The sequence below is a fragment of the Paraburkholderia sp. MPAMCS5 genome (genome assembly GCF_036016995.1).
GTDB lineage: Bacteria > Pseudomonadota > Gammaproteobacteria > Burkholderiales > Burkholderiaceae > Paraburkholderia.
Genome location: NZ_JAYXBK010000003.1, coordinates 398043 through 410064 on the forward strand (window position 1 = coordinate 398043; position 12022 = coordinate 410064).

Annotated in this window: 11 protein-coding genes; all 11 read right to left on the bottom strand. The window is 63.4% G+C overall.

Translation table 11 applies throughout. The annotated features are described in order from the left end of the window. Positions 1 to 33: 33 nt before the first annotated feature. Positions 34 to 225, bottom strand: coding sequence for a DUF2065 domain-containing protein (locus VOM14_RS09320; RefSeq protein ID WP_027213391.1), 192 nt, complete (start codon positions 223 to 225; stop codon positions 34 to 36). 45 nt (positions 226 to 270) lie between these two features. Continuing rightward, positions 271 to 1173 (bottom strand): protease modulator HflC, encoded by a 903-nt coding sequence (gene hflC / locus VOM14_RS09325; RefSeq protein WP_327628416.1) that lies wholly within the window; start codon positions 1171 to 1173, stop codon positions 271 to 273. Between the two features lie 12 nt (positions 1174 to 1185). Further along, positions 1186 to 2592 (bottom strand): FtsH protease activity modulator HflK, encoded by a 1407-nt coding sequence (hflK, locus tag VOM14_RS09330; RefSeq protein ID WP_327628417.1) that lies wholly within the window; start codon positions 2590 to 2592, stop codon positions 1186 to 1188. 49 nt (positions 2593 to 2641) lie between these two features. After that, positions 2642 to 3829, bottom strand: a complete 1188-nt coding sequence (hflX, locus tag VOM14_RS09335; RefSeq protein ID WP_327628418.1) for a GTPase HflX — start codon at positions 3827 to 3829, stop codon at positions 2642 to 2644. Positions 3830 to 3886: 57 nt separating this feature from the next. Beyond that, positions 3887 to 4123, bottom strand: coding sequence for an RNA chaperone Hfq (hfq, locus tag VOM14_RS09340; protein WP_006051315.1), 237 nt, complete (start codon positions 4121 to 4123; stop codon positions 3887 to 3889). 143 nt (positions 4124 to 4266) lie between these two features. Next, positions 4267 to 5604, bottom strand: coding sequence for a ribosome biogenesis GTPase Der (gene der / locus VOM14_RS09345; RefSeq protein WP_327628419.1), 1338 nt, complete (start codon positions 5602 to 5604; stop codon positions 4267 to 4269). A gap of 470 nt (positions 5605 to 6074) precedes the next feature. Further along, positions 6075 to 7220, bottom strand: coding sequence for an outer membrane protein assembly factor BamB (gene bamB / locus VOM14_RS09350; protein WP_327628420.1), 1146 nt, complete (start codon positions 7218 to 7220; stop codon positions 6075 to 6077). A 76-nt stretch (positions 7221 to 7296) separates the two neighbouring features. After that, the gene (locus tag VOM14_RS09355; protein ID WP_327628421.1) at positions 7297 to 7926 is read right to left on the bottom strand and encodes a YfgM family protein; all 630 of its coding nucleotides are present in this window, start codon (positions 7924 to 7926) and stop codon (positions 7297 to 7299) included. Between the two features lie 66 nt (positions 7927 to 7992). Beyond that, positions 7993 to 9333 (bottom strand): histidine--tRNA ligase, encoded by a 1341-nt coding sequence (hisS, locus tag VOM14_RS09360; protein WP_327628422.1) that lies wholly within the window; start codon positions 9331 to 9333, stop codon positions 7993 to 7995. 21 nt (positions 9334 to 9354) lie between these two features. Beyond that, positions 9355 to 10671, bottom strand: coding sequence for a flavodoxin-dependent (E)-4-hydroxy-3-methylbut-2-enyl-diphosphate synthase (gene ispG / locus VOM14_RS09365; RefSeq protein ID WP_327628423.1), 1317 nt, complete (start codon positions 10669 to 10671; stop codon positions 9355 to 9357). An 86-nt stretch (positions 10672 to 10757) separates the two neighbouring features. Beyond that, positions 10758 to 11846 carry a helix-turn-helix domain-containing protein gene (locus VOM14_RS09370; protein ID WP_327628424.1) on the bottom strand — a complete coding sequence of 363 codons (1089 nt, stop codon included), beginning with the start codon at positions 11844 to 11846 and terminating at the stop codon, positions 10758 to 10760. Positions 11847 to 12022: the final 176 nt, after the last annotated feature.

The following is a 12022-nucleotide window of genomic DNA, read 5'->3' on the forward strand; positions in this document are numbered from 1 at the left end:
GAACCTCGACAGGTTCCGTTGCAGCCCGCTTCGTCAGGTCACGAAATACAGCAGAATCAGTCCGAGCAGCATCACGATCAAGCCGCCGACACGAATCTGGTGCGCGGGCCGTTCCGCTATTCTACGGAAGGTGTCGCGCCAGGCGCTCGGAAAAACGAACGGAAACATCCCCTCGATAATCAGCATCAACGCGATCGCGAGCAGTAACGAGCCGACTATATCCATGCGAAAGAAGGGGCCGCGATGCGAGTGCCGCAGCGTTCCGGGTTGTTAGTGTTTGCGCGAGGCCGCGGAAGCGTCCGGGGCGGGGCCGCCGGTCGGGCTACGCATGAAGCGGAAGAACTCGCTGCTCGGGTCGACCACGATCACGTCGCCCGGCTTGAAGGTGTTCCTGTACGCCTGCATGCTCTGATAAAACTGATAGAACTCCGGGTCGCTGCCGTAGGCCTGCGCGGCAATTTCCGCGGCCTTCGCGTCGCCCTCGCCCTTGATCGCTTGCGCCTGGCGATAGCCGTCCGCGAGAATCGCCTGCTGCTGATCGACGGCGTCCGCCTTGATCTTGTCGGCTTCGGCAGCGCCCTTCGCGCGCACGTCCGCCGCGGCTTCCTCGCGTTCGGCGATCATCCGCTTGTAAACCGAGTCCGCCATCGCTGCGGGGAAATCCACGCGCGTCAATTGCACATCCACCACCGACACGCCCAGCGAAGCCGTAGTCTTGTCCATCGCGCCGCGCGCTTCGTCGGCGAGGGCTTGCTGTTTGGCGAGCGCCTCGGCGAGGGTGTACTTGCCGAACGCGTCGCCGAGCGCGCCGCGTGCAACGAGCGCGAGGCGGTCCGGCAGACTCGCCACGTCGCCCTTTGTCTGCGCCAGCAGTTTCAGCGGATCGGTCACACGATACTTGATGACCGGATTCGCAAGCAGATCCTTCTTGTCGGACGTGACGTAGCGGTCTTCGTCTGGCGCGTCGAGCGACTGGACGCGGTTATCGATCAGCGTGACCGTCTGCATCGGCGGCGGCAGCTTCACGTGCAGGCCGGGGCCGAGCAGCGCCGGCGACGCGTTGCCGTGCGAGGACAACACCGCCATATGACGCTGATCGACGACGAACACCATCGACGAAGCGGCAAACAGCACGATGACAACCGCGATGACGAGCGCAATGATCCTGTTCATGATGTGCGCTCCTTATTGAACGTCGTCTTCGCGCATACGGCTGCGGAAGGAGTCGCGTGAACGCAGCGAGTCGCTGGCGGCGGCCGCGCGGCTGGCTGCGGAGACGGAGGCCGCGGCAGGCGCGGATGCGGCGACGCCCGGCACCGCCGCCGACGATCCGCCGACGGACGGCGCGCCCGCATTCGAGGTTTGCGGAGCGCTCGAAGCGGCCGCGCCGGATGCCGCATTCGATGCAGCCGCGGCTGCATCCGCGACGCGCTGACGGGTCTGCTCGACCAGTTTGTCGAGCGGCAGGTACAGCACGTTATTGCCGCCCTTGTTGTCCACAAACACCTTGGTCGTATTCGAATAGATTTGCTGCATGGTTTCCAGGTACATGCGCTGGCGAATCACAGCGGGCGCCTTCGAGTATTGCGCGTAGACCTCCTTGAAACGGTCCGCGTCGCCTTGCGCCTGCGCCACTGTTTTGTCGCTGTAGGATTTCGCGTCGTCGATCTGGCGCGCGACGTCGGCTTGCGCGCGCGGCAGCAGATCGGCCGCATACGCCTGCGCGTCGCGCTTCGCACGCTCGTTTTCCTGACGGACCTTGGCGGCGTCTTCGAATGCCGCCTGCACCTGGTCGGGTGCCTGCACGCCCTGGATCGTTACGTTGGTCACAGCGAGGCCAGACTGGTCGTCGTCGAGCGATTTCTGGATCGCCGCGATGAGCTGCAGACGAATTGCTTCGCGATCCTGATCAAGAATCTCGCTGGTGCCGCGCGCGCCGACGATGCCGCGCACCGCCGCCTGCGCGGCCTGCATCACACTCTGATCGGGATCGACACTGCGAAAGAGATAATCGGTCGGCTTGCGAACCTGGTATTGCACCGCAAAGCGCACGTCGACGATGTCCGCGTCGTGCGTCAGCATGGAGGCGTCTTTCACGTTCGCAAGACGTACCACGTTGTTGCGGCCGATTTCCACCTGACGAACCTGACCGATATTGACAAGCTCATGCGCCTGGAACGGATAGGGCAGACGCCAGTGCACGCCCTGGCCCGCCGTATAGCGATACTGGCCGAACTGCATGACGACGGCCGCCTGGCCGTCCTGCACGACAAACACGCCGCTGCCGAGATAAATGGCGATCAGCACGCCGATCACGATGCCCACGCCGATGCGCGCGCCACGGCCATTATCCGGGCGGCCCCCGCCGGCACCGCCGCCCTTGCGGCCGAACATCCGGCTCAAACGGCGGTTGAAATCCCGCCACATCTCGTCGAGATCGGGCGGCCCTTCACCGTCCTTGGCCGGCGGACGCCTGGGTTCGCCCGGACGCTGGCGCTCGCCATTGCCGTCGCCACGGCCCCAGCGCGGATCGTTCAGTGAAAGCATGGTACGCATGCGCACCCAGATACTCCGCTCGTTGTAATCGTTCACCTGTGTTCGTTCACCAGAGTAGACAGCGGGTCAGTGCAATTGGAACGGGTCAGTGCCCGAGTTCTGGAACCTTGCGGTCGTCGCGTGGCGCTGCCGGCCGGTCTTCTTCCGGGGAGTCCGGCAGCATGTCGGGAAGAGGTTCGGCTGTAGCGATTTCAGCGATGGCTGCGCGCAATGTATCTAGCCCCTGCCCCGTGCGCGCGCTCAAAAAGACGCGCGAAATATTACCATACTCATCCCGCTCGACCGCTTCGCCACGGGCGGCCAGTTCCGGCACCGCGTCGATCTTGTTGAACACGAGCACCTGACGGATCGTGTCCGCGCCGATCGCGTGCAACACCTCGTTCACCTGATCGATCTGATCGAGACGCACCGCGCTCGACGCATCGACCACATGCAGCAGCAGATCGGCGTGAATGGTTTCCTCGAGCGTGGCGCGAAACGCCGCAACCAGCTGGTGAGGCAGCTCGCGGATGAAACCGACTGTGTCGGACACCACCACCTGCCCCGCTTCGTCGCCGAGATAGACGCGCCGCGAGGTCGTGTCGAGCGTCGCGAACAGCTGGTCGGCGGCATACGCCTGCGCTTTCGTCAGCGCATTGAACAGCGTGGACTTGCCCGCGTTCGTATAGCCGACGAGCGACACCGACATGGTCTGATTGCGCGCGCGCTGGCGGCGCTGCGTGCCGTGCTGGCGGCGCAGCTTTTCGAGCCGCGATTTGAGCGCCTTGATGCGCTCGCCGATCAGCCGGCGGTCTGTTTCGAGCTGCGTCTCACCAGGACCGCGCAAGCCGATACCGCCTTTTTGCCGCTCAAGGTGAGTCCACGCGCGGATCAGCCGCGTCGACAGATATTGCAATTGCGCCAGCTCCACCTGCAGCTTGCCTTCGTGGCTGCGAGCGCGTTGCGCAAAAATATCGAGGATGAGACTCGTACGGTCAACCACGCGCCGATTAAGCGCTTGCTCCAGATTGCGCTGCTGCGCGGGCGCGAGCGCATGGTTGAAGATGACGAGTTCAATGTCGTTCGCCTCACACGCGAGACGCAGCTCGTCGGCTTTGCCGCTGCCGACGAACATTTTCGCGTCGGGGCTGGCCCGGCGCCCGGTGAGGGTGACTAGGGGATTCGCGCCCGCGCTTTGCGCGAGCAAGCTGAGTTCTTCGAGACTGGCTTCGAAATCGATCTTACCGAAGTCGATGCCGACAAGCGCTGCATTGATCAAATTGGAGGGTATCAAAATGAAGCGGCCGGGATTGATCGCCAACGGGCGACGCTATGCCGGCCGCGACGGGGGTTAGGACTGTTCGGAATCCGGGTGGAAATTCACCGGACGGGCTGGCACGACAGTCGAGATTGCGTGCTTGTAGACCATCTGGGTGACCGTATTCCTGAGCAACACGACGTACTGGTCGAACGATTCGATGTTCCCTTGAAGCTTGATGCCGTTGACCAGGTAGATCGACACCGGCACATGCTCTTTACGCAGTGCGTTTAAAAACGGGTCTTGTAACAATTGCCCTTTGTTGCTCATAGCAAACTCCGTATTTTTTTGCAGGTTGACTGAATTGACGACAGAAGAAAAAGATATCTACCGTCAACCGCTACACTATAGCCGATTTTCGTTTTTGCGCGGGGCCCCTGCCGAGGCGGCGAAACCCAACGCACACGCGGGTTTCAGCCTTTGTCCGCGTAAGGGTTCGTCGACGATCTGAACTCTATTCGCAATGGAGTCCCGGTCAGCTTGAAAGTTTCCCGGAAGCGGTTTTCGAGGTAGCGTTTGTACGTATCGGTGATCGCGTCGAGCGCGTTGCCGTGAATCACGATGATCGGCGGATTCTGTCCGCCCTGGTGCGCGTAGCGCAACTTCGGCCGCACCGGACCGCGGCGACGCGGCTGCTGGAACTCCACGGCATCGATCAGCGCACGCGTCAGCTTCGGCGTGGGCAGCTTCGACATGGCCGCCGAGTAGGCGTCGTCGACCGAGCGCATCAGCGGGCCGATTCCCGTCTTTTCCGCAGCGGAAATGAAATGGAACTTGGCGAAGTCGAGAAATTTTAGTTTGCGTTCGAGGTCCGCTTTGGTGCGCTCCCGCACATGCGAATCGAGCCCGTCCCACTTGTTCACGCCGACCACCAGCGCGCGGCCCTGCTCCACCACGAAACCGGCGATGTGCGCGTCCTGCTCCGAGATGTCCTGGCGCGCGTCGAGCAACAGAATCACGACGTTGGCGTCCGAAATCGACTGCAGCGTTTTCACCACCGAAAATTTCTCGATCGCTTCGAACACCTTGCCGCGACGGCGCAAGCCGGCCGTATCGATCAGCGTGTAGGGCTTGCCCTGGCGCTCGAAGTCGACGTAGATCGAATCGCGCGTGGTGCCCGGCATGTCGAAGGCGATCACGCGCTCTTCGCCGACGAGCGCGTTGATCAGCGTCGACTTGCCGACGTTCGGGCGGCCGACGATCGCGATCTTCACGCCGCGCGCTTCCTTGTTCTCGTCGCTTTCTTCGGGCTGGCCCGCGTACGCAACGCCGAGCGCCTCGTTGATCATTTCCGTCACGCCGTCGCCGTGCGCGGCGGAGATCGCGCGCGGGTCGCCGAGGCCGAGTTCGTAGAAGTCGGCGGCGACGGTGCTGTACTTCATCCCCTCGGCCTTGTTGACGACGAGGAAAATCGGCCGGCCGGTCTTGCGCAGATAGTCGGCAATCGACTTGTCTTGCGGCGCGAGGCCGTTGCGGCCGTCGACGATAAACACGACGATGTCCGATTCCTCCACGGCCTGACGCGTCTGGCGCGCCATCTCGTGCAGGATGCCGTCTTTCGCGACGGGCTCGAAACCGCCGGTGTCCACCACCAGATACGGACGCTCGCCGGTGCGCCCCTCGCCGTAATGGCGGTCGCGGGTGAGGCCGGGCAAATCGGCAACCAGAGCGTCACGCGAGCGCGTGAGACGATTGAACAGCGTGGATTTCCCCACATTGGGGCGCCCGACGAGGGCAATAACGGGTTTCATCAGATGTTGTTCACGGTGAAACGCGGATCGGAATCGACCGTCCGCGAAGCGACGCCATTGCGCCGCGACACGGCAGCGTTTGACGAAAATTATCACGAATTCGGCCAGCCCCGGATGCGCTGTCCATATGCGCGCCGGGGCGGACGGGGGTTTGGCTGTATGCGCAGCGCCATCCGGCTGCGAGGTCAAGTCCTTCCTGCGGGCAGCTCGCTCGCGAGGCGCATAACGCGTCTTGCGATGCCGCCGAAGATGGCGCCTTGAGCCGCCACCCTGGCTGCGGGTCGGTCATATGGTGGCCAATCGGCCGTTTTTGTCCGACTTGCCGGACCAGCCAGTCCGGCGAATTCTTTTACTGACTGTGCTTCGTTGCGGCATCACGCTGGCTTTTGAAACGGACGCCGCACTATGCCTGCCTTACAAAAACGCGCGGCCGGCAAAGCCGGCCTGCACGCTCGACTGCCTTTGCGCGCTTAGCGCGGACGATAACCGTACAGGTCGCCGTCACGCGTTTGCACGACGAGCGTCTCGCCCGCCAGCACAGGCGCCGCGGAAATTGCGCTGCCGTCGGTCTTCACGCGTGCGACGAGCGTGCCGTCCTCGCGCGACAGAAAGTGCACGTAGCCCTGATAGTCGCCCAGCACCGCAGCGCGGCCGAGAATGAACGGCACGCCAAGTTCGCGATTCTTGAGCTGGTCGTTTTTCCAGAGCTGCGCGCCGCTCGTCACGTCGAACGCGGACACGACCGACCAGTCGTCGGCGGCCACGACCGCACGGTCGTCTTGCGCGAGACCGCTCGCGCTCGAAAACGCTTTTTCCCACAACGCGCGGCCCGAGTTCGCGTCGAAGCAGCCAATCTGGCCTTGGAACGTCACCGCGCAGGTTTCCGAACCGACCAGCGTGGGCGGCCCCGTCACGTCGTTGATGCGCTCGACTTCCGTCACGCCCTTCGGATACGACACGGGCGTTTGCCAGTAATTCTCACCGCTTTGCAGATTGATCGCGGCGAACCCGCCGCCCGGAAAACCGGCCAGCACAGCGGCGTCGCCCGCGAACGTCATGCCCGACGACACACGCAGATTCAGCGGCACCGCGCGGTTGCGGTAGTTCCACTTCTGCTCGCCGGTTTGCGCGTTGAAGGCGACGATCTGGCCGTCGACCGTACGCACGACCACCAGGCCGTTGCCGACCAGCGGCGGCGAGATAATCTCGCCCGGCGCCTTGGCCGTCCACAATTGCTTGCCATCGGCGCCGAGCACGTAGACGTCGCCCTTCAGGCCGCCGACGGCCGTGAGCGTGCCGTCGCTGCCGACACCCGCGGAGATGTCGTCGTGCAGCTTGATTCGCCAGATGTCCTTACCGGTTTGCGCGTCGATCTTCGCAACCGAGCCGTTCGCGCCTGCCGCGTACACGGCGTCGCCGACAGCAACCGGCGAGAACAGATAACGACCTGCCTTCCCTACGCTCGTCTTCCAGGCTTGCTGTACGTCCAGCACGGGTTTGAATTCGGTGAGCGGCGTCGGCACGCGGCGCTCGTCTTTCGTGGATGAGCAAGCCGCGAGAGCGAGGACGGTCATCGCACAGACAACGGGCGCAGCGTAACGTTTCAGCAGATTCATCGGTGGACGAAGCATTCAGGAATTAGGTTAAAGAAAGACCGGTTGGTCGTTGCAGACGGCGCGCTGCGCGCGGCGCTTAGCCTCCCAGCGCGTCCAGCTTGAACTGGATCAACTGGCGCGCGGAGCTGTCGCTTTTCGGCAGCGAATCGAGCGCGAGCTTGTACGCCGTGCGCGCATCGTCACGCTTGCCTTGAGCCGCGAGCAGGTCGCCGCGGCCATTCGCCACGATGCCTTTGAACGCGTCGGACTGCGGCTCGGCGAGCAGTGCGAGACCCTGGTCGTAAGCCTTTTCGTCGAGCAGCAACGAAGCGAGGCGCAGCTTGGCGATCTGCTTGAACTCGTCGTCTTTCGCGTGATCGACGGTCCATTGCAACTGGGCTTTGGCCGCGGCCTCGTCGCCGGCTGCGTAGAGCGCCTTGGCAGCGCCGAGCGCGGTCATTTGCGCGTACGCCGTGCGGCTGAACTTGTCTTCCATGTCGGCGGCGACGCGCGTGATCTTCGCCTTGTCGCCGGAGGCGACGGCCTGCTGCACCTGGTCATACAGTACAGCGGCTTCCGCGGCCTGACGGCGCTGCCAGAAATTCCAGCCGTTCCAGGCGGCTGCGGCGACTAGCACCACCAGCACGATCCATGTGGTTGCATTACCCCACTGCGTCCACCAAGCCTTCAGACTTTCAATCGATTCTTGTTCGTCGTGGTAACTCATTGCCCGGCGATTTCCTCTTGCTTGCTATGTGTGCGTGTCGAGCCCATGCGCTCGACGACATCGCGATCAGTCGTCGCCGTCTTCGGCGGTTGCAACCATCGCATTGATTAGAAATTCGGTCAAGTCTTCGGCGGGCACGTTATGTTGCTCGCTTTTACCACCGTTAGCATTTGTATCGCGCAGCGGCTTGACCCCGACTGTGCCGTTGGCGATCTCGTCTTCGCCGAGCACGACCGCAAAGGCCGCGCCGCTCGCGTCGGCGCGCTTCATTTGCGATTTGAAGCTCGCCGATTGACCGTCCGCGCTGCAATGCAGGATGACGTCGAGACCGGTGTCGCGCAGCCGCTCCGCGATGATGAAGGCCTGCTCGCGCGCGGCGTCGCCCTGATGGACCACGTACACGTCGCAACCTTCGGCCTCGGGCACGAGCCCTTCTTCCTTCAGCAGTTCGAGAATCCGCTCGATGCCCATTGCCCAGCCGCACGCCGCCGTGGGCTTGCCGCCGAGCTGCTCGATCAGCGGATCGTAACGGCCGCCCGCCGCGACGGTGCCCTGCGCGCCGAGCTTGTCCGTCACCCATTCGAACACGGTCAGATTGTAATAATCGAGACCGCGCACAAGCCGCGGATTGATCGTGAACGGAATATTGTTCGCCTTCAGAATGCGCTGCAAACCCTCGAAGTGCGCGCGCGATTCCTCGCCTAGAAAATCGATCAGCTTCGGCGCGTTCTGCGCGACTTCCTGCAGCGCCGGGTTCTTCGTGTCGAGCACGCGCAGCGGGTTCGTGTAGAGACGGCGCTTCGCGTCTTCGTCGAGCACATCCATGTGCTTTTCGAGGTACGCGATCAGCTCGACACGGTGCGCCGCGCGCTCTTCGGCGAGACCCAGCGAGTTGATTTCGAGCTTGATGCCCGTGAGGCCGAGATCGTCCCACAGCCGCTGGCACATCATGATGATTTCAGCGTCCGCGTCCGGACCGGCAAAGCCCAGCGCTTCCACGCCGACCTGATGAAACTGGCGATAACGGCCGCGCTGCGGACGCTCGTGACGGAACATCGGACCGATGTACCACAGCCGCTTCGGGCCGTCGTACAGCATGTTGTGTTCGATCGACGCGCGCACGACCGCTGCGGTATTTTCCGGGCGCATGGTCAGATTTTCACCGTTCAATGCGTCGGTGAAGCTGTACATCTCTTTCTCGACAATGTCCGTCACTTCGCCGATACCGCGCGTGAACAACTGCGTATGTTCGACAATCGGCGTACGAATATTCTGGTATCCGTACGAACGCAGCATCGACTTGACGGTGGTTTCGAAAAACTCCCACAGCCCGGCGTCCTGCGGAAGGATGTCGTTCATGCCCTTCACGCCGGACAGTTTTTCGAGCCTTTTCTTCTGTTCAGTCATCTGTGTTTCGATAGCCGGTATTTAGTTGAGCGCCTCGGCGCGGCCGTAGCGGCGCTCGACATAGTCACTCACGATTTGCTGGAATTCTTGCGCGATATTTTCGCCGCGCAGCGTCTTGACCTTCTCACCGTCGATAAACACCGGCGCGGCCGGGTTTTCGCCCGAACCCGGCAGGCTGATGCCGATATTCGCCTGCTTCGACTCGCCCGGCCCGTTGACGATGCAGCCCATGACCGCAACGTGCATTTTTTCGACGCCAGGATACTGATCGCGCCACACCGGCATCTGCGTGCGCAGATACGTCTGAATTTGCGAGGCGAGTTCCTGGAACAACGTGCTCGTCGTGCGGCCGCAACCGGGACACGCGATCACCATCGGCGTGAACGAGCGCAGGCCCATGGTCTGCAGAATTTCCTGGCCGACGATGACCTCGCCGGTGCGCGACGCGCCCGGCTCCGGCGTGAGCGAGATACGGATCGTGTCGCCAATGCCCTGCTGCAGCAATACCGACAACGCCGCCGTCGATGCGACGATGCCCTTCGAGCCCATGCCCGCTTCGGTCAGGCCGAGATGCAGCGCGAATTCGCAACGGCGGGCGAGTTCGCGGTACACGGCGATCAGGTCCTGCACGCCGCTCACCTTGCACGACAGAATGATCTTGTCGCGCCCGAGGCCGAGTTCGACCGCGCGCTCCGCCGAGCCGATGGCCGACTGGATCAGCGCTTCGTACATCACGCTCTGCGCTTCCCATGGCGTGGAACGCGAGGCGTTTTCGTCCATCATTTTCGCGAGCAGGTCCTGATCGAGACTGCCCCAATTGACGCCGATCCGCACCGGCTTGTCGTACTTCACCGCTGCTTCGATCATCTGCGCGAATTGCGTGTCGCGCTTCGCGCCGTGGCCGACGTTGCCTGGATTGATCCGGTACTTCGACAGCGACTCGGCGCACGCCGGATAGTCGCGCAGCAACAGATGGCCGTTGTAATGGAAATCGCCGACGAGCGGCACCGACACGCCCATGCGGTCGAGCTGCTCGCGCACCGCCGGCACGGCCGCGGCCGCTTCCGGCGTATTGACCGTGATACGCACCAGTTCCGAACCGGCCTGCGCCAGTTCCTTGATCTGGATCGCGGTGCCGATGGCGTCCGCGGTGTCCGTGTTGGTCATGGACTGGACGCGCACGGGCGCGTCGCCGCCGATCGTGACGAGCTGGCCGCCCCAACGAACGTTGACCGCATGCGACCTGCGCCGCGCAGCCTGACCGCCGAATACCGGCTCGTTAGACACGATCTTGCTACCAGATTGGGATTGAGCTTCGGATTGCATCGAAAAACCCATTTACGCCGCACGCGCCACACAAAAAATGTGACGCCTGAATTGAAAAAGCGCCGCGGTCCGGTCGGCCGCGGCGCACACCGTCTCTATCAAGGCAGCGCGAAGCGCGCCACGTTACCCTTCGCCGCCGAATACTTCGACGCATCGACCGGCTGGCCATTGAGCGTGAGCGATTCAAGACCGGCCTTGTTACCGACCGTGACCTTGAGAGGCGCCTCGCCCGTTACTTCCTTTGAATCGCCCGCATGCACGAGGCCGGAAAACACTTCCTTGCCATCCTTGCCGCGAACGCTGAACCACGTATCCTGCTTCACGCGCAGTGCGACGATTGCCGAACCCGCGGCCGGCGCGGCCACCGCCGCCGAGGCATTCGCGACCACAGCCGGGGCACTCGCGGCTGGCGCGGGTGCAGCGGCCGCTGCGGGCCCCGCCGTGACAGGCGGCCCGGAAGCCGGGGCGGTGCCGGCCCCTAGCGGCACGGGCATCGGCGTGGCGGATGCGGCGCTTTGCGCCACGGCTTGCGCGTCGGGCGAGGACGCGGCTTCTTCCGCGACGGCCTCCGAGCCCGCTGACGGACCTTGCAAGACCGCACCTGATGCGCCCGTGGCGTTACCCGCGCCACCATTGGCGCTCGCCTTCAGACGCGCGAGCCACGCGTTCGAATCGCCGCCATTGGTATGCCACATGGCAAGCGCGATCACCGCGACGATCACCGCTGCAACACCCCACAACCACGAGCGGCTTCGTTGCGCGCCGCCGCCGAGCGACAGGGACACGCGGCCGCGCGGCAAATCTTTGCCCGACGACGCCGGCATGGACAGATCCGGCGCGGGCACGCCCTTCTCGCGGCGCAACACCTGGGTAAACGGCGTGGGATCGGCGCCAAGCATCTTCGCGTAGCTGCGCACCACGCCGAGCGCAAAGGTCGTATCCGGCAGATGGCTGATGTCGCCCGATTCGAGCGCGCGCAGTTTGACGGGCGCGACTTTGAGACGAGCCGATACGTCTTCGATCGACCAACCCTTCGATTCGCGCAGTTGCGTCAAGCGCGCGCCAACCGACGCCAGCGAGTCCGGCCCCGGCTGCACAACAGGCTGCACCACCGCCCGCGCGACTGGCGACGGACGGCCTTCGTTCGTGTCTGTGTCCTGCGGCTGCGGGTGCTGCGGCTCACTCATCCCAAATCCTTTCGCGTCGATTCTTTTTCACTTGTGCAACCGGACCGGTCCAAACCTCATGTCCGAATTGCAGACCGTTTATAACAAAATGCGCGGCCCCGTGTGCCGCTTCTGATCGATTCTGCAAACTTTCTTTTCCACCACCGGTGACGCTGGACGCGTTCGAACGCCTCGGT